We start from the raw sequence: 22,030 nt of genomic DNA on the forward strand, positions 1-22,030 counted from the left end.
TCACGCCTCAGTTTGGATTTGCGGGATTGGCATTCGGGTCGTTCGACGGTTGTACGTCGTTGTTGATAATGACGGGCGAGCCGTTGTTAAGTTTGAGTTGGCCGGAGGTCACCACGACATCACCCGCATTCACGCCCTTGGTCACCGCGATCTGATCACCGCGTGCCTGGCCCGTGCTGACGAACTTCTGATTGGCGACAAGCTGCGGCTTTCCATCCGGCCCCTTACCCTTGTCGGTCACGATATAGACGACATTGCCATAGGGATTGATGGTGACGGCGGTCTGCGGCAAGGAGATATAGTTTTGCGGAGCACCGACCACGACAGACACATTGCCGAACATGCCCGGCAAAAGCTTGCGATCATGATTGTCGAAGGTCGCTCGAATGGTGATATTGCGGCTCTGGCTATCGACCAACGGACTGATTGCCGTGATCTTGCCATCAAAGGTCTGGGTGCCATAGGCGTCGACCGTTGCCGTTACCGCCTGCCCGACTTTCAGCTGCGACAGAGCCTGCTGTGGCATTGAGAAGTCAAACTGGATCGGGTCGAGCGATTGCAAGGTCACGACTGCCGTTCCGGCCGCCAGATATTGGCCGAGGCTGACAAGCTTGATGCCGAGGTGCCCATCAAAGGGTGCCCGGATCGAATATTGATCGATCAACGCCTGTTGCGACGCGGCCTGTGCCTGTGCGGATTTCAAGTTGGCGAGATCGCTATCGACCTGGCTTTGCGCAATAGTGTTGGCCTTGATCAGTTTCGAGTCACGGTCATAGGCAATCTGCGCGTTTGCGGCCGACGCCTGGTATTGCTGCAAGGTCGCGATCTGCTGATCGGCGAGCAGTTGCACGATCAGATCGCCCTTCTTGACATCCTGGCCATCCTCAAAGCCGATCTTCTGGACAATGCCCTGGACCTGCGCCGAAAGGTTGGCGCCCTCGACAGCGTTAAAGCTGCCGATGGATTGCAACGTCGTCTGCCATGGGCTCGTTGCCGCCGTAATTGTCGAAACGGTCTGCGGCGGTGCCTTGAGGTTAGCCAGATAAGCCGCAATCATGCGGTTCTTGAATGCCTGAAAGCCGAAGATCCCGCCCAGGATCAGGCCTATGACGATCAGCATGATGACCATGCGTTTTATCATGTTAGCAGACTCTATTTTTCAGGGATGGGTCGGTACGAGATTTGATGGCATCGGCTCCGGCTAGGCTCACGGAAAACGCCTTTCCGTCGACATGCTCAGCACCGCGTCATTGCCGGCACTCAGGCTCGGCGTGACAGTCGATAACGATGCGGATTTATTGTGCCCATGTCGGCTGTCCTCAAACAAAGCGGACCAGTCAAACGTCATTGGCAGGCCTTTGTTTTGATTGAGCACAGGCTCTCCCGAGCACATTCACGATAACTGATTTATCATACCCAGACCACACCAAAGATGTCCTAAATTACGGCAATATGGTGTCCAAAAGATTACCTGCCCGCTTTGCATCCCTTGCTGGCAAGGCGCATCGCCTTGCCGCAATCTGCCTTGAGTGGAATGCTCAGATCACAACATCGCCACATGCTTATCGTCGCGGATACGCCGCACGGCAGACCGACATCACAGTATCGCGCAGCCAGCGATGGGCTGGATCGGCGTCCATGCGCGGATGCCATATCGCCGAAACCTTGAACTCCGGCATGGGCAGAGGAAGCTCGAAAGTCTGAAGCCCAGCCGTGGCGGCATGGCCATCGGCCACGCCATTGCCAAAACAAGAGCGCGGTACGCGCGCGACCAGATCCGATTGCCGGGTGATCCGCATGGCGTCCGGATATCCCGGTACGACGACCGTTATCGCGCGGCGAAGACCGAGCTGTTCCAGGGCGTCATCGATCGGTTTGACGAAATTGCCTTCCTGCGACGCGGCGACATGCTTGCAGGCCGAATATCTCTCGGGCGTGATTGCTGCTCCCGTCAGAAGCGGATGACCGATCCGGGCGACGCCGACAAGCTTGTCGTAGAACAGAAGCTGGGTGCGGATCTCAGGCGCAGAGGTTCCAAGTACGCCGATCTCCAGATCGATAAGGCCTTCGCGAAGCGGAAGCGCGTCCTTGTCGGGTTTATAGGCGAACCGGAGGCAGACATTTGGTGCCGCGCGTGAAACCGCGGCGACCACCGGACCGGAGAGGAATTCCAGGAACGCCTCGTTGACCCGGATAGTAAAAGTCCGTTCCAGCGCGACCAGGTCTACCTCGGTAATTTGCGGCCGCAGAACCGCCCGCACATCCCGTGCAAGCTCGTGAACGTGATCGCGCAGCTCCGAGGCACGCGGTGTCGGCACAAGCCCGCGTCCGGCCCGGACGAGCAACGGATCACCTGTCGCTGCGCGAAGCCGCGTGAGTGTCCGGCTCATCGCCGAAGTGCTCAAGCCAAGCCGGCGGGCGGCGCCCGTCACACTGCCTTCGGCAAGCAGCACGTCCAGCGCAACAAGAAGATTCAGGTCAACATCCATATCGTTCATGAAAGGAGCCTATCGCACCTCGTCCGCCTGACATAGCGTTCGATGCAACTATATTTTGATTTTGATGCGTCTGGCGCCCATCGGTTGATTGCCCATATCTAGCGTGAACGAGCCAACGAAAGAGACTGACCCATGTCTACAAGCATTTCGAATACCCCTTCTGGCACAATCCTTCTGATCGGCGCATCTCGCGGTCTCGGCCTTGCGATGGCGAGCGAATTCCTGAAAAGAGGATGGAATGTCGTCGGTACTGTGCGGGCCGGCGGAGGCCGCACCAAGCTGCATGATCTCGCTGACGAATTCCAAGGGAGCGTCGAAATCGAGACCCTGGACATTTGCGAGCCGGATCAGGTCAAGGCCCTGCGCGAGCGGCTGTCGGGACGAGTATTCGACATCCTGTTCGTCAATGCCGGCGTCACGAACAATCCGGCCGAAACGATCGGCGAAGTGACGACGGACGAGTTCATCCGGGTGATGGTCACGAATGCGCTGAGCCCGATGCGGGTTCTCGAGAGCCTGGAGCAATACGTGCCTGCGACGGGCTTGATCGGCGTGATGTCATCCGGGCAAGGCAGCATCGCCAATAACAATGCCGGCCAACGCGAGGTTTATCGTGGCAGCAAGGCGGCGCTGAACATGTTCATGCGCAGCTTCGCGGCCCGTCACGCGGAGACATCGCGTGCCATGGCAATCATGGCCCCCGGCTGGGTCCGCACCGAGATGGGAGGGCCGGATGCAAAGCTCACCATCGAAGAAAGCATTCCGAGTCTGGTAGATGTGCTTCTTGCGAAACAGGGAAGACCGGGTCTGGAATATCTCGATTACCTTGGCCGCACGGTGCCCTGGTGAAATTGTCTCGGCAAATCAACCTGCGGCGAGCGCGGCTCTGATCTCTCTAGTTCGGGCGGCCGATATGCTGAGCCATATCGAGCATCCGGTTCGAGAAGCCCCATTCGTTATCGTACCAGCCGAACACCCTCAGAAGACCGCCAGCACCAAGCGACGTCTCCGGTCCGCTCAGAACAAGAGACTCCTGGCGGCCACGCAGATCCGACGAGACCAGCGGCTTCTCGATCCAGCCCAATATCGGCGACGCCTCCGCAACTTGCTTCAACGTCGCACGCATGGTGGCGAGGTCCGATACATGCCGAACTGCGACCGTGAGGTCGATTGCCGAGACACTGGCCGTCGGCACTCGGAGGGCACGCGCCTCGATCAAGCCTGCGAGATGCGGAAGGACTTCGCCGACGATCGCATGGGCACTCGTGGTCGTCGGCACCATGGAAAGTGCGGCGGCCCGGCTGCGGGCTAGATCGGAACGCGGTTGATCTATGGTCGGTTGGCTCGCCGTGTAGCAATGAATGGTGGTCATCTGGCCACCGATGATGCCGAATTCCTGGTCGACAATGCGCAAAAGCGGTGCCAGCGCATTTGTCGTGCAGGATGCGTTTGAAATCACGCTCTGTCCGCTAAAGGCCTCTTCATTGGCGCCCAGCACCAGCGTGACATCGGCAGCAGCCGACGGGCCGGAAATCAGCACTCTCTTTGCCCCGGCTTCAATACCGCGCAGAGCCACCGCACGGGAATTGGCATGCCCGGTGCATTCCAGAAGGACGTCGACGCCCTGAAGGTCGAGCTTGCTGATGTCGGCAGCATGGTGAAACGGTATCGACACCCCACCAACCACGAGGGTCTGCTCGCGAAAGGAGACAGGCTCAGGCCATGGGCCGTAGACGCTGTCATATTCGAAGAGATAGGCGCATGTCTCCAGAGCTGCAATGTCGTTGATCAGGACCACTTCCATGTCACGACGATCGCGCAGGAGAATACGCAGGACCGAACGCCCGATCCTGCCAAACCCGTTAATTGCAATCCTCAACGGCCGGTTCGACATTCGACTTACACCCTTGCTCGACAATGCCGGAGGCCTGCAGTGTCGCGGTTGAATTGGCTATCGATGCTCGTGGCACGGCGGATGCCGATGCCACTCTCCTCCCTATCCCCTCCCTTTAGATCCGCCTGCGTTAGAAGTCGACCTCGATTGCCACGCCTTTCGCCAGAGCAAGCTCGACAGCAGCCGAAGCAACGGCAAGATCCTGCAGCCCGACCCCGGTGCCGTCGAAGAGGGTGATCTGCTCCGCGGAGGTGCGCCCGGGGTGGGTGCCGTTGATGACGGCGCCGATCTCGATGATTGACTCCTCACGGATCAGCCCCTTTTCGATCGCATGCTGGGACTCGCCAATGGTGATGGCCTGTGCCACTTCGTCGGTGAAGACGGTTGCCTTGGCCAGGATTTCTGCCTCGATTTCCTGCTTGCCTTTCGTATCGGTCCCCATGCAGGCGAGATGCGTCCCGGCGCGAACCTGCGACGCCTTGAGCATGGGCGCAAAAGAGGAGGTGATCGAGATGATCACATCCGCTTCTGCTCCCAGCCGATCAAGATCGACTGCCTCGAAGGGAAGGCCCTCCTCCTTGGCAACCTCCTCCAGACGGCTCAGCATGTCGGGATGCAGGTTCCAGCCGACGATCTTTTCGAATGGGCGCTGCGCAAGGGCTGCGCGCAATTGAAACGTCGCCTGGTGACCGGCACCGATCATGCCAAGGACCTTCGCGTCTTTACGGGCAAGATATTTTATCGAGATGGCAGAGGCCGCCGCCGTCCGCAGCGCCGTCAACAGATTGCCGCCGACGACGGCCCGGCATTTGCCGGTATCCGGGTCGAACAGGAACACGGTAGACTGATGATTGGTGAGGCCCCTGTGGACATTGTTCGGCCAGAACCCGCCGGCCTTCAGACCCAACGCCAGGCCTTTACGATCGAACCCCGATTTGAAGCCGTATAGCGCATCGGCATGCCCGATCGCCTCGCGGACGACAGTAAAGTTATAAGCCGATCTATCCGCCATCGAGGCAAAGACGCCTTCGACTGCCCTGAAGCAATCGGCAGGCGTCACCAATCCGGCAATTTCAGTCTCGGGAACGATGATCATTATGGCTTCCGCTTGAATTTTAGGAAGGGGGCCGGAGCCCCCTGTTTCGTCAGTAGGCCTTGCCGCGGGCGGATACAGGCCAGAGCGTTTCGACCTTGCCGTTGCGCACGCCCACATACCAATCGTGAACATTGCAAGTGGGATCGCAGTGACCAGGGACCAGACGCAACTTCTCGTTGATCTTGAGAACGCCGTTCGGGTCTTCGATAACGCCATGCTCGTCCGAGCATTTGATATATTTCACGTCATCGCGACCGTAGATAAAGGGCAGTCCGGAGTCGACTGATTGCGCCTTGAGGCCGGCATCGCAGATCGCCTTGTCCGCCTTTGCGTGGCTCATGACGCTGGTCAGGATGAACAAAGCATTTTCCCATTCGCCCTGGTCGATCCGCTTGCCGTCCTGATCGTGGATGCGGCCATAGTCGGCGTCCATGAACGCATAGCTGCCGCATTGCAGTTCATTGTAAACGCCCGAATTGCTCTCGAAATAATAACTGCCCGTGCCGCCGCCGCTGACCAATTCGGGATCGAGACCTTCGGCTTTCAGCGCTTCGACAGCATCCTTGACCTGGGCGATAGCCGCATCGAGCTTGGCCTTGCGGTCTTCATACCTATCGATGTGCTGCATGGCGCCCTGATAGGCCTGGATGCCGGTGAACTTGAGGCCGGGTGCCGCATGGATGGCATTGGCGAGCGCAACGACGGCCGCAGTCGTCGTGACGCCGCACCGTCCGGCGCCGCAATCGATCTCGATGAAGCATTCGAGTGTCGCGCCGTATTTCTGCGCCGCTCTGGAAAGCTCTTCGACATTGGCGAGATCATCGACGCAGACGATGATCCGCGCGCCATGCTGTGGCAGGAGCGCCAAGCGATCGATCTTTGCCGGATCGCGCACCTGGTTGGAGACCAGCACATCCTTGATACCGCCGCGAACGAAGACTTCCGCTTCGGACACCTTCTGACAGCAGACGCCGATTGCACCGCCCAGCTCCTGCTGGAGCCTCAGAACGTCCACGGACTTGTGCATCTTGCCATGCGCGCGGTGGCGCATGTTGTGAGCCTTTGCATAGTCGCCCATCTTGCGAATATTGCGCTCGAGCGCGTCGAGATCCAGGATCAGGCAGGGCGTCTGGATATCATCGACGCTCATTCCGGGAAGAGCCGGTACGTCGTAGCCGACTTCCATGCCGGCAAATTTCGGTTCCATGTTCATTGCTTCTGCTCCCTATTGCCAAGGCAATTTATCGAGGTCGACGTTACCGCCGGTGATGATGATGCCGACACGTTTTCCGGCAAAGATCTGCTTGTTCTTCAGGATGGTCGCCAGAGGCACGGCGCTGGATGGTTCCATCACGATCTTCATCCGCTTCCAGATGAGCTTCATCGCATCGACGATCTCTTCCTCCGAGGCCGTCATAATGTCGGTGACGTGGTTTCTGACGAAATGCCAGGTCAGGTCCTTGAGCGGCACCTTGAGGCCATCGGCCACGGTGTTCGGCGCGTCGTCCGCGATGATATGGCCGGCCTTGAAGCTGCGATAGGCATCGTCAGCCTGCTCAGGTTCGGCCGCATAAACCCGGATATGGGGCGCCAGGTTGGACAAAGTGAGGCAGGTTCCCGAGACCATGCCACCGCCGCCGATCGGGGCGATGACGGCATCAAGCCCGTCCACCTGTTCGATCAGCTCTTTCGAGCACGTCGCCTGCCCGGCGATGACCCGTGGGTCGTTGTAGGGATGCACGAACTCCGCACCCGTTTCGGCAACAACTTCGGCGAAAACGGCCTCGCGCGACGAGGTCGAGGGCTCGCACTCGACAACCTTGCCGCCATAGCCCCGAACTGCATCCTTCTTCGCCTGCGGCGCAGTGCGCGGCATGACAACGGTGCAGGGAATTCCGCGACGGCCGGCCGCATAGGAAAGGCAGGTCCCATGGTTGCCGGAGGAATGCGTGGCGACGCCCCTGGCGGCCTGCTCATCGCTAAGACCAAAAACGGCATTCGACGCGCCGCGTGCCTTGAAGGCTCCCGCCTTCTGGAAATTCTCGCATTTGAAGAACAGCTCGGCTCCCACGAGCGAATTGATGAAGCTGGAGGTCAGAACCGGAGTGCGATGAATATGGCGCCTGATCCGTTCTTCTGCGGCGGTCACGTCGGCGAGTGTTGGAATGTACATGGGTCTGCCTCCTCAGGTTGCGGCCTGGATTTTCGAAGCGCGGCCGTTGCGATAATGCTCTTGCGCTGCCGCGACACCCGAGCCGAGCTTGATGTTAAGGCCGAGGTCGACCATGACCATCTCCGCCGTCGCAATACCCGACAGCGCCATGACATCCGTCAGGCTGCCGAGATGCCCGATGCGGAAGACCTTGCCGGCAACTTCGCCGAGGCCGACCCCGAAAGCGACATCATATGTCTTGGCGGCGTGCGCGACGATCGATGTGGCATCGAAGCCTTCAGGCGTGCGGATCGCGCTGACCGTGTCCGAGTAGAGATCTTCGCTCCTGGCGCAAAGCTCCAGTCCCCATGCCCGAACAGCTGCACGGATGCCCGAAGCAATGCGGCGATGACGGGCGAACACATTCTCCAGACCTTCCGCCAACAGCAACTCCGTCGACAGCTTGAGCCCATTCAAGAGGCCGACAGCCGGCGTGTAGGGATAGGCGTTGTTTGAATAGCTCCGAGCCATGTCTCGGATATCAAAAAATGTCCGCGGAAGCCTCGCCGTTTCGACCGCCGCGAGCGCCTTCGGCGAAAAGGCGGTGATCGCGAGGCCTGCAGGCAGCATGAAGCCCTTCTGCGAGCCTGTGATGGCGATATCGACGGACCATTCGTCCATGCGGAAATCCATCGACGCGATGGAGCTGACGCCATCAACGAACAACAGAGCGGGATGCTTGGCGGCATCGATTGCGCGGCGAACGGCGGCGATGTCGGATTTGACGCCGGTTGCGGTCTCGTTATGGGTAACGAGAACCGCCTTGATCTCATGGGCGGTATCGGCCGCGAGGATTTCCTCATAACGGTCGGCCGGAGCGCCGGCACCCCAAGTGGCTTCAACAACATCGACCTTGAGCCCGTGGCGCTGGCACATGTCGATCCAGCGCTGGCTGAACATGCCATGGCGGGCGGCAAGAACACGGTCGCCGGGGCTGAGCGTGTTGGTAATCGCCGTTTCCCAACCACCGGTTCCCGTGGACGGAAATACGTAGACGGCGGCGGCTTCGGTTTTCAGGATCTTCTTCACGCCAGCAAGCGCCGGGCGCAGGATCTCTCCGAACAAGGGCGAGCGATGATCGAGCGTCGGCATGTCCGTAGCCTTGCGAAGGATCTCAGGCATGTTCGTCGGGCCCGGAATGAAGACTGGGTTCTGCATGTACATTTGGGCGACCTCCTGTTGTTGAAGAATGGATAGCACGCCGGAAATTGGAGATAAATTTTTTTGAAATCATTTTTCAAAATGGCAACAAATACAGTAATATTTATTTAAATCAATAATTTGCTATTTTTTCATTGTACAAATCTATTTTTCAAGCCAGAATTTTTCATCGACTGAATCCCATTGGAGACGATGGCTGATGCCCGCTGAACCACGCCGAAGAGGCCGCCCCAAGGCCTTCAACGGCCCGCAAACACAAAACACCATCCAGGCGCTGGACCGGGCACTGGATGTCCTTGACGCTCTCGCCACACCGGAGGGCAAGACGCTGTCCGAGCTGGCAAGCCAGCTCGATCAATCGACGGCGACCATGCATCGCGTGCTGGCGACTCTGGAGCGCCGCGAATTCGTCGAGATCAGTCCCGATCGGCAGGTCTGGCATATCGGCCCCGAGGCATATCGGCTAGGCGCAGCATTTCTCCGCCGCTCCAACGTCGTCGAGCGTAGCCGCCCGATCATGCGCGAACTCATGCTCGAAACCGGCGAAACATCCAATCTCGGCATCGAGAAGGACGGCAACGTCCTGTTTGTCAGCCAGGTGGAAACCCATGAGTCGATCCGCGCCTTCTTCCCGCCGGGCACACTGTCGCCGCTGCACGCCTCCGGCATCGGCAAGGCGCTTCTCAGCACCTATGACGAAGAGCGGCTTTCAACCCTCTTCAAAAAGAAGGAATTCGAGCGTTTCACGGACAATACCGTGCATTCTTTCGAGCAGCTGCGCGAGGAGCTGTTGAAGACGCAAGAGAGAGGTTACTCATTCGACGATGAGGAGCGAACCAAGGGGATGCGATGCGTCGCGGCGCCGATCCTGAATGTGCACGGCGAAGCCGTGGCCGGCATTTCCGTTTCCGGCCCCATCCATCGGCTTCCGGATGGTGATATCGACAAGATCGGCGAGCGCGTGAGGAGTGCTGCGAGAATGGTGTCGCGGCGCCTTGGAGCGCCTTAGGATCGGGGTTCAGGACGGAGCGGCCGGCGCGACGTCAAGGCCCGGGACCGCAGAGGCGGCTCGCAGAACGCCGTGAAATCCGACCCAGAGCGCGATCGATCCGAACGCAAAACTGCCGAGGATCATGAACATCGCGCTATAGCCGATTTCCTGCGCCAGCCAGCCACCAATGGCCGGGCTTAGGGATGCGCCGACACCCTGCACGGTCATGACGACACCCTGGCCGACATTGATCCGGCCCGTTCCGTTCAAGATACGCGCGACGAGTGCGGGAACGGCGACACTCTGCAGGCCGGCGCCGATCCCATCGAGAATCTGCACGGGATAGACGCCCCAGGACGTGATGAGATGAGCCGCGACAAAGCCGCGAACAGGCAACGCAATGAAAGAGATCAGCAACACCAGCCACTGCCCTCTCTTCTCCGCGACATGCATGGCGATCAGCGATGTGATGATCATGGTGGCCTGCGCGACGACGATGGTCAGGGCGACAAAGCCCGCGGGATCGCCCTGCTTGGCCGCGACGACCGCCAGTCCGAACAGCGGCAGCATCGCGCCATTGCCGAGATGGAACAATGCCAGAGCGCCGGCCAGGAGAAGCAGCGGTTTGGAATCGGCGAGCACGCCGAAGCCGCTTGCCTTGCGCTGTTCGACAGAACCGGTTTTCCCTTGAGGATCCGTGACGACATGAACCGCGCCTCGCGCTTCATCGTCGTCGATCGCCTCACGCGGGATCATCAGCACGGAAATAATCGAGAATACGCCGAAGACGGCCGCAAGCCAGAAGACCGCTGTCAAGCCATACGCCCAGCCAAGCCAGCCGGACAGGCCGGCGCCGACCAGATTGCCGGCGTGATTGAGCGCCTGATTATAGCCATTCTGGCGATTAAAGCCGGCCTGCCTGACGATGCCGAGCGTGATGCCGTTGAGCGCCGGGCCGATTGCAGCACCCGCGATGGCGGTCGCGACCTGCGACAACGCCACGACCCAGAAAGTTTGCGATGTGAGAATGATCATCGAGGCGACCACGGTGCAGATGCCGAGGACGATCACGCAGGTTCGCTTGCGTTTGGTCTCGTCGATAAAAGCGCCGGCCGGCGCCGTCATGATCATGCCGGCAATGCCGCCGATCGTCATCACGGAACCGATCGGCCCGCTTTGCCAGCCATGCGCGATCAGGAAGACACCGAGAAAGGGACCGATGCCCGCCTGAACGTCGGCCATGAAAAAATTCAGAAACCCAAGCGGAATGAGAGCCCGGCGCAGCCGGTCAATCGGGAATAAGCGCGACAATCGGCAACCATCCGATTCTGGAAATCGTCAAACGGAAAGCCCCAGACCGGAAAAGGTTCCCTCGCGTTACGAGGGAACCAAATGACAAAGCAGGAAGCGGCATGATGCTCCTGCTCAAGCAGGGCTCCGCCATTTCTTCATGCGATGACAGTGAGGCCCTCAGTCCGAGATGATCGCTACCGCGCGGGTCCATCCAGCCGATGCATTCTCGATCTTCACGGGGAAGCAGCTGAGGATGAAGCCGGTCGAGGGGAGCGCCTCGAGATTGTGCAGTTTCTCGATGTGGCAATAGCCGGTGTGGCGGCCCGCCTTGTGCCCTTCCCAGATGAGGGAGGCATCGCCGGTTTCCGTATATTTTTTCGCCGTGTGCACGAAGGGCGCATCCCAGCTCCAGCCATCCGTGCCGGTGACGCGCACGCCCTGATCGGTCAGGTACATGGTCGCCTCATAGCCCATGCCGCATCCGCTCGCGACATAGTCGGCCTGGCCGAATTTGGCACCGGCCGATGTGTTGACAACAACGATTTCGAGCGGGCTCAGCTTATGGCCGATGCGCTTCAGCTCGGCTTCGACATCGGCAGCCGTTGCGACATAACCGTCGGGGAAATGACGGAAGTCGAGTTTGACGCCGGGCTGATAACACCATTCCAGCGGAACCTGATCGATGCGCCAGGCCGGTTCGCCATGGTTCATCGTCGGGTGATAATGCCAGGGCGCATCGAGATGCGTTCCATTGTGGGTGGAGAGCGCAACATGCTCCACTGCCCAACCAGCGCTATCGGGCAAATCTTCCGCCTTCAGGCCGGGAAAGAAGGACAATATCTGGTTCAAGCTCTGGCTATGATCGACATAGGTGATCGCCGGAATCTGGATCGGCGGATCGGCCGGGATATCGTTGGCGATCGGGACCGACAGATCGATGATACGTTGGGTCATGGGTTATCTCCTCCGCTTGATATGGCCACCCGCTAGGAACCTCGGCGCGAAACCTTGTTCCTGAGAATGCCGATCTTTTCGAATTCGAGCTCGACGACATCGCCGTCTCGCAGAAAGATGCCGGTTTCAAGGCCACAGCCATTGCCTATCGTCCCGGAGCCGATGAATTCGCCGGCGTGAACGGTCTCGCCCTGCGACATGTGCGACAGGATCGCTTCGAAGCTGAACAGCATGCCTGATGTCGTGCTCTCGCACCGCTGTTCGCCGTTCACGCGCACGGAAGCCTTGAGCGTATAGGGATCGGTGAGTTCGTCCTTGGTGACGATCCAGGGCCCGAGCACATTGGCGCCGTCGAAGCTTTTCCCCTTGGCCGGGCCGAGCCAACCGGGCATCTCCTTGGCCTGCTGGTCGCGAGCGGAGAAATCGTTGAAGATCGTATAGCCGAAGATATGGTCGCGCGCATTGGCGACGCTGATGTCCTTGCCGCTCTTGCCAACGACGACGCCATATTCCAGCTCGTAGTCCATGACCTTGGAATAGTCGGGCCAGACGATCGTGTCTTCCGGGCCTGAAACAATCATCCGATTGGTGATGTAGTAGATCGGCAGCTGCTTATAGACATCGGCAAGCGGCGGCAGCGGTTCCGCATCCAGCGCGGCGATCGCCTGCTTGTCATCCCCCAGAGCCAGGCGGCGCATGCCGCGCGACGATTGGCGAATATGGGTCTCATAGCTCATGCCATCTCGCATCTGCGTGGGCTGCGGTAGTGGAGCCAGCAAGCGGACATCGGCAATCGCGACAGAGAGCGCACCGTCGCCGGTATACTTCTCAAACAGCGCGGCTGCCTCGACCAGCGCGGCATCGCCGCCGTCGATCAATGCGAGCATGGATGTGAAGCGATGCAATCCGCCGGCGCCGGCTTTAGTTGCGGCGGCATGCAGGTCGAACAAACGACCATCACCGGCATACACAATTCCAATCCTGATATCGCCAGCGGCGGCTCGATAGGTCGCAAGCTTCATCGGCTCTTTCTCCTCCAAATTCTATACACGACTTGAGATCATATATATTTTGTGCTTTTATCGATATCTGAAACCGACCCAATTGGGAAGCGGATTTCTTTGGGAGGAGAAACCATGAACTCGATTTCGAAGGCCGCGCTCGCCGCAGGCCTTGCCATTGTCGCTTGGTCAGGAACTGCGGCCGCCGATCAGAAAATCAATATCGGCTGCACTGCGACCACCGACTGTGCATCTGCCGCAGTCGCGCTCGAACAAGGCATCTTCAAGAAGCACGGCCTCGATGTCTCGATGACCCTGATCGGCCTCAATTCCAATATTCCGGCAGCCCTGCTTTCTGACTCCGTACAGATCGGCGGCCCGACGCCGACCGTGTTCCTGCAGGCCGTCGATGGCGGGCTTGACCTTGTCGGCGTGTCGGGCGCCAGCTCGACGGCGCAATCGACCTACGATACCGTCGGCGTCTTGGTCGGCCCCAATAGCGGTATCGCCAAGCCGGTAGATTTTGTCGGCAAGAAAGTGGGAGCACCGGGCATCGGCGCATTTCTGCAGGTGCTGTTCTCCAAATGGCTGATCGACAATGGCGTCGATCCGAAGCAGGTCAATTTCGTCGAGGTTACCTTTCCGACCATGGGTGACACGCTGAAATCAGGCGCCGTCGATGCCGTCGTGACAGCCGAGCCTATGATGTCGCGCATCATCGAATCGAAGGTCGGCACCAATGCGGGATACTTCCTGAAAACCGTGCCCGATGGCCGCCCGGCCATCCTTTATGCCGCAACGCGCGAATGGGCCGATGCCAATCCGCAGTCGGTCGCGGCATTCCGAGCTGCCATCGGCGAAGCGGCCAAGATCGTCAACGACGATCCGGATGCGGGGCGCAAGGCGATCGCCGATTTCACCAAGATCCCGCCGACTGTGCTGTCGAAGATGAAGCTGTCCTTCTCCGATCCAACGCTCAATCAGGAACAGCTCGACTGGTGGGCCGCCACCATGGCACAGCAACATATGCTGCAGGGAAAGCCGGATACGGCTACACTGATCGAGAAATAATCAGGGAGTGATGGGTGATCAAGTTGTTCGGAACCGTGGCGGAGCTGGCGAGCTCCGAGACCCTCAGCGAAAGAGCTGCGGCGGTCTTGGAGCATGATATTCTCGCCGGCGTTTGGCAGCCGGGAGACCGGCTTGGCATTCAAGCCCTGTCCGAGCGTTATGAGATCGGCGCGACCCCCTTGCGGGAAGGACTCTCGCGTCTGGTGTCGCGCGGTCTCGTCTCGGCCGTCGGGCAGAGAGGGTTTCGCGTGGCAAGCGTTTCCGAAGCCGATCTCGCCGACATTACCCAGGTGCGCATCCTCGTCGAAACCGAAGCGCTTCGCCGCTCGATCCGTGACGGCCATGACGAATGGGAAGCCGGCATCCTCTCCGCCCTGCACCGCCTCGTCCGCTCGGTCGAGCGCGACCCGGAAACCATGCGGGAGGGATCGTCGGAATTCGACCATCTGCACAAGGCGTTTCATCGCTCGCTGCTGGAAGCCTGCGGTTCCGAGCGCCTGCTGCGCCTTCACGACGATCTCTACTATCAGGCCTACCGCTACCGGCGCACGATGATGAGCCGCATCGATCATCATGAAGGCTTCATCCAGCAGCATAGGCTTCTGGCCGACATCGTCCTTTCGAGAGACGCCGACCGGGCAGAAGCCGAGCTGGCAGCCCACCTCCATCAGACCCTGGACATTGTCTACCACGGCCCCACGCCCTTGGCCGGGAAATGAAGAACATGGACGCCGTGATATCAAGCAGCGCAGTAATCGACTTCGATAGAATTGGTCTTGCCTATGGCGACCGCGCGATCATCTCGGACCTGTCCCTGACGATCCGCCGCGGCGAGATCGTCTGTGTCATCGGCCCCTCCGGCTGCGGCAAGACCACCGCCCTACGCATGGCGGGCGGGCTGGTGCGCCCGAATGGCGGAACGGTGCGCTTCATGGGCCAGCCGTTGACGGCGCCGAGGCGCGACGTGGCGATCGTTTTCCAGGACTATGGAAAGGCGTTGCTGCCCTGGCGCACCGCCGCGTCCAACGTGTCGCTTGCGCTGGAGGCGGCAGGCACACCTCGCGCCGAGCGCGCCGACCGTTCCCACGCCCTGCTAGCCAAGGTGGGCCTGGCCGGACACGAGCATAAATATCCGACCGAAATGTCCGGCGGCATGCAGCAGCGCATCCAGATCGCGCGCTGTCTGGCACAGGAACCCTCGGTCCTGCTGATGGACGAGCCCTTCGGCGCGCTCGACGCGATGACGCGCCAGGGCCTTCAGGACGAAATGCTGGCGCTTGTTGCCGAAACCGGCACGACGGTCCTGTTCGTCACGCATGATCTGGAAGAAGCCGTCTACCTTGGAGACAGGGTCATCGGATTGCTGCCGAGGCCCGGCCGTATCGGCATCGAATTGAACGTCGATCTGCCCCGCCCGCGCAACCAGCTCGAAACACGCGAAATGCCGGAATTCCTGCAGCTACGCCGCGCGCTGTTCGCCTTCATCGAGAGAGCTGAACAATGAAAGCCGGATGGTGGAGAGGGCTCGTCGTCCCGGTGATATTGATCCTGCTTGCCGAAGTCGCCATGCGTGTCGAGGGATCGACTTCGTTGTCGCTGGCTGCACCAAGCGATATTGCCCTCGCTCTCTTCCGCAGCATTGCCGACACATCCCTGTTGACGGCGACGCGCGACACCTTGATCTCGGCCGGTGCCGGGCTCGTGCTCGGCGGGTTGATCGGCCTGATGCTCGGCATCCTTTTTGGCCTCGCCAGTGTGGTCGACCGGCTCATGGAAGTCAGCGTCGAACTGATCAGGCCGATCCCATCCGTCGCCATATTGCCGATTGCGATGCTGGTATTCGGTTTCGGATTCCGCATGGAAATTGCGATCGTCGCCTTTTCCTGCATCTGGCCGATGATGATCCTCGTGCGCTCCGCCATGGCGGGTATCGAGCCGCGCCTGCTGGAAGTGGCCTGGGCGCTTCGCCTTTCGACATGGCAGCGCCTGTGCACGATCGTACTGCCGGCCGCCCTGCCGCGCATTATCGTTGCATTCCGGCTTGCCGCAGCTATGGCGCTGGTCGTGGCGGTGACCGTCGAGATTGCGGTCAATCCTCTCGGGCTTGGCTATGGCATTCTGGTTGCCCAGCAGGGCCTGCAGCCGGCAACCATGCTCGCCTATTTGGTCTGGACCGGATTGCTCGGCTGGGCTGTCAATGCCTTGCTGTCCGTTGCGCAGCACCGCTTTTTGGGACGCGCGGCCACGATCGGAGTGACGACATGAGATGGGGATCGCGCCTGCTCTTTCTCGCCGGCAGCCTGGCCGTGGCGATTTTCCTCGTCTGGCTCTGGCAGATCGCCGCAGATCATCGGTTGGTCAATCCCGTCTTCCTTCCCGGCCCTGATCGCGCCTGGAAAGCCCTGATGACCGGATTTAGCCAGGGAGACCTCGGCACCAAACTCCTCGCCACCATCGAACGCATGTTCTGGGGCTGGCTGATCGCCTCGCTTGCGGGCGTCGCGCTCGGCGCAGTTATCGGCAGTTCGCCCGCGCTGCGGGCCTATCTCGCGCCGATGCTTGAGTTCCTGCGTCCTCTTCCGGCTTCGGCCACGATCCCTGTCGCCATTGCGATCTTCGGCCTCTCGGACGGAATGGTGCTTGTGGTCATTGCCTTCGGGGCGATGTGGCCCGTTTTGCTGGCGACGATTCACGGGTTTTCGGCGGTGGAACCACGCCTTTACGAGGTGATGCGGGCTCTCGGCTTTTCGCGCGCAAAGGTCATCTGGAAGGTCGCACTGCCTTCGGCGTCACCAGATATCCTGGCCGGCATGCGGCTTGGTCTTACCGTCGCGCTGATCCTGTCGATCGTCTGCGAAATGATTGCCGGGCGCAATGGATTGGGCAACTGGATCCTTCTTTCCGCACGTTCGTTCAGAGCACCCGACCTCTATGCGGGCGTGATCCTTCTCGGCGCACTCGGCTATGCAACCTCTGCCGTGATCGCGGCCTTCGAACGGCGGCTTCTAGTCTGGCGATCAAAGACACGCTGACCTCTAGCGTGAAATTGCCGAACGAAACACTGAATGTCCGGTCGCTCGTGGAAAAGCACGTCCGAAGCCCTTTGCCGGCTAACTTGATCAATAACAATTGAGTGGCCTTGACCACAGCCATCGCGTCATATCAGCATCATCGCAAGCAGCACTTGCCGAAGCAGCTTTGTCGGAGCAGATTGCAGCGACAATGGAGATGGACGCATGACACAGGACGATACTTCGGGCTCTAACGCGGGGGGTATCGCCCCTCGCTGGACATCCAGCGCGAAGAGCGGCGTCGGCACGGCACTCTCGCCGGCCTGCCGCATATGGTTTACGCTCAGCCACGGCATTCTCAACGAAGTCTATTTCCCGCGTGTCGACTGTGCCTGCACGCGCGACCTCGGCCTGATCGTCACCGGTCCGGACGGCTATTTTTCCGAGGAAAAACGCGATACCGAAAGTGTGGTCACGACAGTCGAAGACGGCGTTCCGGCCTATCGTCTCGTCAACACGGCACTCGACGGGCGCTACCGCATCATCAAGCGCATCATCGTCGATCCCGTGCGCAACAGCCTGCTTCAGCAAATATCGTTCGAAGCCTTGCAAGGGTCTGTTCACGACTATCGGCTCTTTGTGCTTGCCGCCCCGCATCTCGTCAATGCCGGCGCCGGCAATACCGGCTGGGTCGGCGACTACAAGGGCATACCGATGCTCTTTGCCACAGGCAAGGGCGGCATCTCGCTGGCTCTCGCTGTCAGCGGCGGCTGGCGGACGGCATCGGCCGGCTATGTCGGCATTTCCGACGGATGGCGGCAGTTGCAGGACGTCGGAGAATTGGATCCGCGCGTCACCCATGCCGCCGACGGCAATGTTGCGCTGACGGGCGAAATCGATCTTGCAGCCGGCAGCGACACTGTTCTCATCTCGCTCGGCTTCGGGAACCGCGCCAAGGAAGCCGGCTACAATGCACTTGCCAGCCTGCAGGCCGGCTACAAGGATGCAGAGCGCACCTATGTCGCCGACTGGCGGAGATGGCAAAGTACACTGCTGGCGCTGGATGAGCCGAAAGCGCCGCCACCCGAAGTCAATCGCTACCGGATCTCCACGGCCGTTCTTGCCACACACCGCCCCCTCTCCTTCGAAGGGCCTGCCGTTGCCTCGCTCTCCATCCCCTGGGGTTTTGCCAAGGGCGATGAGGATCTCGGGGGCTACCACCTGGTCTGGCCGCGCGATCTCGTCGAGACGGCCGGCGGTTTCCTTGCGGCTGGCGCTCCGCTAGATGCGCTCCGCATCCTTGCCTACCTCCGGGTGATCCAGGAGGCTGACGGCCACTGGCCGCAGAACGCCTGGCTCGATGGCGAACCCTACTGGACCGGCATTCAGATGGACGAATGCGCCTTCCCGATCCTGCTTGCCGACGCATTGCGCCGCGAGGGAGCGCTCACCGGCGATGCGCTGCTCTCCTATGTTTCGATGGTCGAGAGAGCCGCGCGTTACGTGGTCGTCAACGGCCCGGTGACGGGGGAGGACCGCTGGGAGGAGGATGGCGGCTTTTCGCCCTTCACGCTAGCGGTCGAGATCGCCGCTTTGCTGGCGGCTGCCGATATTCTGGAGATTGCCGGCCAGGATCACAATGCCGATTATCTGCGCCAGACCGCGGACGCCTGGAACGACCAGATCGAGCGCTGGACCTATGTCCCTGCCGACGCCACAGGCAACGAACTTGGCGTCAAGGGCTACTATGTTCGCATCGCCCCGCCGGAGATCGCCGACGGCGCCTCGCCAGCTGATGGCTTCGTGCCGATCAAGAACCGCCCGCCTGGGGAATCCTATCTGCCGACCGCCCGTGTCGTCAGTCCGGATGCCCTGGCGCTCGTTCGTTTCGGCCTGCGTTCCGCCAATGATCCGCGCATTGTCGACACCGTTAAGGTGATCGATGCGCAGCTAAAATGTGATCTGCCGCAAGGACCGCTCTGGTATCGTTATACCGGAGACGGCTATGGCGAGCATGCCGATGGCCGCGCATTCAACGGCACCGGCATCGGCCGCCCATGGCCATTGCTTGCCGGCGAACGTGCCCACTACGAGCTTGCAGCCGGCAGGCCAAAGGCGGCCATCGCGTTGCTCAGCGCCCTTGAAGGGTCGGCCGGGCCGGGCGGACTGTTGCCGGAACAGGTCTGGGACCAGCCTGATATCCCGGAACGCGGCCTCATTTTCGGCGAACCCTCCGGCAGCGCGATGCCGCTCGTCTGGGCGCATGCAGAGCATATCAAGCTGCTGCGGTCGCTCCGAGACAATGCTGTTTTCGACATGCCGCCGCAGGGCGTCGAGCGCTACGTGAAAAACAAGACCACCGCACCCTTCGTGCTCTGGCGCTTCAACAACAAGACTGCGCAGGTTTCCGTCGGCAAGCGCCTCAGGATCGAGGTGATGGCCAAGGCTGTGGTGCGCTGGAGTTCCGATGGCTGGGCAAACGAAAGCGATGTCACAACGCACCAAAACGGCTTCGGCATCGACGTCGCTGAGCTTGCAACCGAACGGCTGCCGGCAGGCACCGTGATCGTCTTTACCTTCTACTGGCCTGACACTGACCATTGGGAGGGAGAAGACTTCTCCGTCGTCGTGGCGGATGGCGACAAGTAAACGTCAGTCGACAACAAACGCACCGAAAGAGAGGCGCATCATGGTCGCAAAACCAAAATCCATCAAACCAAAAACGTCTGCCGCCCCGAAGGATCTCGTCGTCCTGGCGATCGATCTCGGCGGCTCTCATGTCAAAATGCTTCTGAGTTCGGGCAGCGAACGACGCGCTGCCGTTTCGGGCACGGAGATGTCGGCGAAGAAGATGGTCGAAACGGTCAAGGAGCTTACCGCCGACTGGCACTATGACGTGATCGGCATGGGATATCCTGGCCCGGTCGTCGGCAACAAGCCGGCGGTGGAGCCGCATAATCTTGGTCCCGGCTGGAAGGACTTCGATTTCTCGGCCGCTTTCGGCAAGCCGGTCAGGCTCGTCAACGACGCGGTCATGCAGGCAATTGGCGGCTATAAGGGCGGCAATATGCTGTTTATCGGGCTCGGCACCGGGCTCGGTTCGGCAATGGTCGTCAACAATGTCTGCCTGCCCATGGAACTCGCTCACCTGCCCTACAAGAAGGATGACACGTTCGAGGATTTCGTCGGCGAACGTGGTCTCGAGAAATATGGCAAGAAGAAATGGCGCAAGTCTGTCGAGAAGGTCGTAAGCCGGCTGCAGGCGGCATTGCTGCCGCATGAAACCGTCATTGGCGGCGGCAATGTCGATAAGCTCGAAACATTGCCTGAAGGCTGCCGCGCCGGCGACAACGAGAATGCTTTTCTCGGCGGCTTTCGCCTTTGGAAAGACGAAAGCCTGAAGTTCTAGATCCCGTCGGTCTACTACAAGCGGCGTGACATCACCGTGTCACGCCCCCTTCCAGACCAGCTTCGCATTCGTCAACTCGCGGGCACCAAGGCCGCCGAGTTCGCGACCGAAGCCTGAGCCCTTGACGCCGCCGAAAGGTGCGCGCGGGTCAGAGCGGACAAAATCGTTGATGAAGACGGCACCGGCCTCGATGCTTGCTGCAACACGTTCGGCACGCTCGGGATTGCCGCTCCAGACGGTAGCACCGAGACCGTATTCCGTGTCATTGGCAAGAGCGATGGCTTCCTCTTCGTTCTTGAAGGTGAAGAGCATGGCGACCGGCCCGAAGAATTCCTCGCGGGCAACGGCAGCATCGTGCGGCAGGCCTGCAAGCACGGTCGCTTCATAGAAATTGCCCGGTCCCTCGATCGGCTTGCCACCGGCAAGCACCCTGGCACCGGCACCGACCGCATCCGTCACCTGACGATGTACGGTATCGCGAATGTCCTTGCGCGCCAGCGGTCCGAGCTTGGTTTCCGATTTCATCGGATCGCCGATCGGGATTTTCTTCACGGCCTCGACGAAGGCGGCTGTGAAGCGCTCGGCAATCGATTCCTCGACGAAAAGGCGCTTGGCGGCAATGCAGCTCTGGGCATTGTTGGAGTAGCGCGAGACGACTGCCATCTGCACGGCTTTGTCGAAATCGGCATCGGCGAAGACGATGAACGGATCGGAGCCACCGAGCTCCAGCACGGCCTTCTTGCCAAGGGCGCCAGCCTGCTCCGCCACCGAGCGGCCAGCCTGGGTGCTACCAGTGACCGTGACGGCCGCGATGCGCGGATCGCTGATGACCTTCGGCGCACGACGGCGGTCGATGACAAGGTTTGTATAGAGGCCAGCGGGCGCGCCGGCATCGAGGATCAGCTTCTCGATCGCTGCGGCCGAACCCTGCACGCTCTCGGCATGCTTGACGATGACGGTATTACCGACCAGGGCGGCCGGAATGAAGAAGCGCAGCACCTGCCAGAATGGCAGGTTCCACGGCATGACGCCGAAGATCGGGCCGATCGACTGATAGATGATTTTACCGGGCGTGCCGGGAATGGCTTCATCGGCGATATAGGCCGGGCCGTCGCTGGCAAAATGCCGCGCGCCGAAGGCCGATTTTTTCACCTCGCCGATCGCCTCAGCAAGTGGTTTGCCCATCTCCGAGACGATCAGGGCGCCGTATTCCTCGGCCCGGCTTTCCAGCAGGTCGGCAAGGCGGATCAAGAAGGCGCTGCGCTCGGTGATCGGCGTCTTCGACCAGCTCTTCCACGTATCGTGGGATTGCTGCAGCAACCGTTCGACCTCGGAATCGCTATGCTCCTCATAGGTGCCGATGAGTTCGCCCGTCGTTGGATTGTAGGATTGAAAGCTCATTCTCGTTCTCCTCCGGACATTGTCTAATTGCTGACTTC

Annotated in this window: 20 protein-coding genes; 9 read left to right on the top strand and 11 right to left on the bottom strand. The window is 60.3% G+C overall.

The window, feature by feature from the left end; translation table 11 throughout:
• Positions 1 to 7: 7 nt before the first annotated feature.
• Positions 8 to 1,141 (bottom strand): efflux RND transporter periplasmic adaptor subunit, encoded by a 1,134-nt coding sequence (locus tag BSK43_RS32240; protein WP_077467551.1) that lies wholly within the window; start codon positions 1,139 to 1,141, stop codon positions 8 to 10.
• A gap of 421 nt (positions 1,142 to 1,562) precedes the next feature.
• A complete protein-coding gene (locus BSK43_RS32245; protein ID WP_246662755.1) occupies positions 1,563 to 2,498 on the bottom strand; it encodes a LysR family transcriptional regulator in 936 nt (311 codons plus the stop codon).
• 132 nt (positions 2,499 to 2,630) lie between these two features.
• Here BSK43_RS32245 and BSK43_RS32250 point away from each other — a divergent pair, with 132 nt between their 5' ends.
• Positions 2,631 to 3,347 (top strand): SDR family NAD(P)-dependent oxidoreductase, encoded by a 717-nt coding sequence (locus BSK43_RS32250; RefSeq protein ID WP_077467552.1) that lies wholly within the window; start codon positions 2,631 to 2,633, stop codon positions 3,345 to 3,347.
• A gap of 46 nt (positions 3,348 to 3,393) precedes the next feature.
• Here BSK43_RS32250 and BSK43_RS32255 read toward each other — a convergent pair whose 3' ends face one another.
• The 5 genes from BSK43_RS32255 to bhcA all read right to left on the bottom strand — a co-directional run bounded on the left by BSK43_RS32255 (position 3,394) and on the right by bhcA (position 8,864).
• Entirely contained in the window at positions 3,394 to 4,392 is a 999-nt protein-coding gene (locus BSK43_RS32255) for a glyceraldehyde 3-phosphate dehydrogenase NAD-binding domain-containing protein (protein ID WP_077467553.1), read from the bottom strand.
• A gap of 130 nt (positions 4,393 to 4,522) precedes the next feature.
• On the bottom strand, positions 4,523 to 5,488 hold the full coding sequence (bhcD, locus tag BSK43_RS32260) for an iminosuccinate reductase BhcD (RefSeq protein WP_077467554.1): 966 nt from the start codon (positions 5,486 to 5,488) through the stop codon (positions 4,523 to 4,525).
• 49 nt (positions 5,489 to 5,537) lie between these two features.
• Positions 5,538 to 6,701, bottom strand: coding sequence for a 3-hydroxy-D-aspartate aldolase BhcC (gene bhcC / locus BSK43_RS32265; RefSeq protein WP_077467555.1), 1,164 nt, complete (start codon positions 6,699 to 6,701; stop codon positions 5,538 to 5,540).
• A gap of 12 nt (positions 6,702 to 6,713) precedes the next feature.
• The gene (gene bhcB / locus BSK43_RS32270) at positions 6,714 to 7,661 is read right to left on the bottom strand and encodes a beta-hydroxyaspartate dehydratase BhcB (protein WP_077467556.1); all 948 of its coding nucleotides are present in this window, start codon (positions 7,659 to 7,661) and stop codon (positions 6,714 to 6,716) included.
• Positions 7,662 to 7,673: 12 nt separating this feature from the next.
• Positions 7,674 to 8,864: an L-aspartate--glyoxylate aminotransferase BhcA gene (gene bhcA / locus BSK43_RS32275; protein WP_136687405.1), complete on the bottom strand. Its 1,191-nt coding sequence runs from the start codon at positions 8,862 to 8,864 to the stop codon at positions 7,674 to 7,676.
• Positions 8,865 to 9,060: 196 nt separating this feature from the next.
• Here bhcA and bhcR point away from each other — a divergent pair, with 196 nt between their 5' ends.
• Positions 9,061 to 9,870 carry an HTH-type transcriptional regulator BhcR gene (bhcR, locus tag BSK43_RS32280; protein ID WP_077467557.1) on the top strand — a complete coding sequence of 270 codons (810 nt, stop codon included), beginning with the start codon at positions 9,061 to 9,063 and terminating at the stop codon, positions 9,868 to 9,870.
• Between the two features lie 9 nt (positions 9,871 to 9,879).
• On the opposite strand, the gene BSK43_RS32285 is transcribed toward bhcR, so the two are convergent.
• The 3 genes from BSK43_RS32285 to BSK43_RS32295 form a co-directional block, all read right to left on the bottom strand.
• The gene (locus BSK43_RS32285) at positions 9,880 to 11,163 is read right to left on the bottom strand and encodes an MFS transporter (RefSeq protein ID WP_077467558.1); all 1,284 of its coding nucleotides are present in this window, start codon (positions 11,161 to 11,163) and stop codon (positions 9,880 to 9,882) included.
• Positions 11,164 to 11,322: 159 nt separating this feature from the next.
• Positions 11,323 to 12,099: a cyclase family protein gene (locus BSK43_RS32290; protein WP_077467559.1), complete on the bottom strand. Its 777-nt coding sequence runs from the start codon at positions 12,097 to 12,099 to the stop codon at positions 11,323 to 11,325.
• Positions 12,100 to 12,131: 32 nt separating this feature from the next.
• On the bottom strand, positions 12,132 to 13,121 hold the full coding sequence (locus tag BSK43_RS32295; protein ID WP_077467560.1) for a fumarylacetoacetate hydrolase family protein: 990 nt from the start codon (positions 13,119 to 13,121) through the stop codon (positions 12,132 to 12,134).
• Between the two features lie 114 nt (positions 13,122 to 13,235).
• Here BSK43_RS32295 and BSK43_RS32300 point away from each other — a divergent pair, with 114 nt between their 5' ends.
• The 7 genes from BSK43_RS32300 (at position 13,236) to BSK43_RS32330 (ending at position 20,591) form a co-directional block, all read left to right on the top strand.
• Complete coding sequence (locus BSK43_RS32300) at positions 13,236 to 14,171, top strand: ABC transporter substrate-binding protein (RefSeq protein ID WP_077467561.1); 936 nt, start codon at positions 13,236 to 13,238, stop codon at positions 14,169 to 14,171.
• Between the two features lie 14 nt (positions 14,172 to 14,185).
• Positions 14,186 to 14,890: an FCD domain-containing protein gene (locus BSK43_RS32305; RefSeq protein WP_077467562.1), complete on the top strand. Its 705-nt coding sequence runs from the start codon at positions 14,186 to 14,188 to the stop codon at positions 14,888 to 14,890.
• Positions 14,891 to 14,895: 5 nt separating this feature from the next.
• Complete coding sequence (locus BSK43_RS32310) at positions 14,896 to 15,675, top strand: ABC transporter ATP-binding protein (protein WP_246662757.1); 780 nt, start codon at positions 14,896 to 14,898, stop codon at positions 15,673 to 15,675.
• Positions 15,672 to 16,436: an ABC transporter permease subunit gene (locus BSK43_RS32315; protein WP_077467563.1), complete on the top strand. Its 765-nt coding sequence runs from the start codon at positions 15,672 to 15,674 to the stop codon at positions 16,434 to 16,436. Before BSK43_RS32310 ends, BSK43_RS32315 begins: the two co-directional genes overlap by 4 nt.
• Positions 16,433 to 17,203, top strand: coding sequence for an ABC transporter permease (locus tag BSK43_RS32320; protein WP_077467564.1), 771 nt, complete (start codon positions 16,433 to 16,435; stop codon positions 17,201 to 17,203). The genes BSK43_RS32315 and BSK43_RS32320 overlap by 4 nt, the downstream gene beginning before the upstream one ends.
• 204 nt (positions 17,204 to 17,407) lie before the next feature.
• Entirely contained in the window at positions 17,408 to 19,831 is a 2,424-nt protein-coding gene (locus tag BSK43_RS32325; protein ID WP_077467565.1) for a glucan 1,4-alpha-glucosidase, read from the top strand.
• Positions 19,832 to 19,871: 40 nt separating this feature from the next.
• Positions 19,872 to 20,591, top strand: a complete 720-nt coding sequence (locus tag BSK43_RS32330) for an ROK family protein (protein WP_136687409.1) — start codon at positions 19,872 to 19,874, stop codon at positions 20,589 to 20,591.
• Between the two features lie 39 nt (positions 20,592 to 20,630).
• On the opposite strand, the gene BSK43_RS32335 is transcribed toward BSK43_RS32330, so the two are convergent.
• On the bottom strand, positions 20,631 to 21,992 hold the full coding sequence (locus BSK43_RS32335) for an NAD-dependent succinate-semialdehyde dehydrogenase (protein ID WP_077467567.1): 1,362 nt from the start codon (positions 21,990 to 21,992) through the stop codon (positions 20,631 to 20,633).
• Positions 21,993 to 22,030 lie beyond the last annotated feature (38 nt).

Source organism: Rhizobium sp. P44RR-XXIV, from assembly GCF_001999485.2.
GTDB lineage: Bacteria > Pseudomonadota > Alphaproteobacteria > Rhizobiales > Rhizobiaceae > Rhizobium.

What these genes read in the sequence shown, in the direction of transcription:
- BSK43_RS32240 (WP_077467551.1), bottom strand. Translation starts at nt 1,141, where the DNA reads ATGATAAAACGCATGGTCATCATGCTGATCGTCATAGGCCTGATCCTG.
- BSK43_RS32245 (WP_246662755.1), bottom strand. Translation starts at nt 2,498, where the DNA reads ATGAACGATATGGATGTTGACCTGAATCTTCTTGTTGCGCTGGACGTG.
- BSK43_RS32250 (WP_077467552.1), top strand. Translation starts at nt 2,631, where the DNA reads ATGTCTACAAGCATTTCGAATACCCCTTCTGGCACAATCCTTCTGATC.
- BSK43_RS32255 (WP_077467553.1), bottom strand. Translation starts at nt 4,392, where the DNA reads ATGTCGAACCGGCCGTTGAGGATTGCAATTAACGGGTTTGGCAGGATC.
- bhcD (WP_077467554.1), bottom strand. Translation starts at nt 5,488, where the DNA reads ATGATCATCGTTCCCGAGACTGAAATTGCCGGATTGGTGACGCCTGCC.
- bhcC (WP_077467555.1), bottom strand. Translation starts at nt 6,701, where the DNA reads ATGAACATGGAACCGAAATTTGCCGGCATGGAAGTCGGCTACGACGTA.
- bhcB (WP_077467556.1), bottom strand. Translation starts at nt 7,661, where the DNA reads ATGTACATTCCAACACTCGCCGACGTGACCGCCGCAGAAGAACGGATC.
- bhcA (WP_136687405.1), bottom strand. Translation starts at nt 8,864, where the DNA reads ATGTACATGCAGAACCCAGTCTTCATTCCGGGCCCGACGAACATGCCT.
- bhcR (WP_077467557.1), top strand. Translation starts at nt 9,061, where the DNA reads ATGCCCGCTGAACCACGCCGAAGAGGCCGCCCCAAGGCCTTCAACGGC.
- BSK43_RS32290 (WP_077467559.1), bottom strand. Translation starts at nt 12,099, where the DNA reads ATGACCCAACGTATCATCGATCTGTCGGTCCCGATCGCCAACGATATC.
- BSK43_RS32295 (WP_077467560.1), bottom strand. Translation starts at nt 13,121, where the DNA reads ATGAAGCTTGCGACCTATCGAGCCGCCGCTGGCGATATCAGGATTGGA.
- BSK43_RS32300 (WP_077467561.1), top strand. Translation starts at nt 13,236, where the DNA reads ATGAACTCGATTTCGAAGGCCGCGCTCGCCGCAGGCCTTGCCATTGTC.
- BSK43_RS32310 (WP_246662757.1), top strand. Translation starts at nt 14,896, where the DNA reads ATGGACGCCGTGATATCAAGCAGCGCAGTAATCGACTTCGATAGAATT.
- BSK43_RS32315 (WP_077467563.1), top strand. Translation starts at nt 15,672, where the DNA reads ATGAAAGCCGGATGGTGGAGAGGGCTCGTCGTCCCGGTGATATTGATC.
- BSK43_RS32320 (WP_077467564.1), top strand. Translation starts at nt 16,433, where the DNA reads ATGAGATGGGGATCGCGCCTGCTCTTTCTCGCCGGCAGCCTGGCCGTG.
- BSK43_RS32325 (WP_077467565.1), top strand. Translation starts at nt 17,408, where the DNA reads ATGACACAGGACGATACTTCGGGCTCTAACGCGGGGGGTATCGCCCCT.
- BSK43_RS32330 (WP_136687409.1), top strand. Translation starts at nt 19,872, where the DNA reads ATGGTCGCAAAACCAAAATCCATCAAACCAAAAACGTCTGCCGCCCCG.
- BSK43_RS32335 (WP_077467567.1), bottom strand. Translation starts at nt 21,992, where the DNA reads ATGAGCTTTCAATCCTACAATCCAACGACGGGCGAACTCATCGGCACC.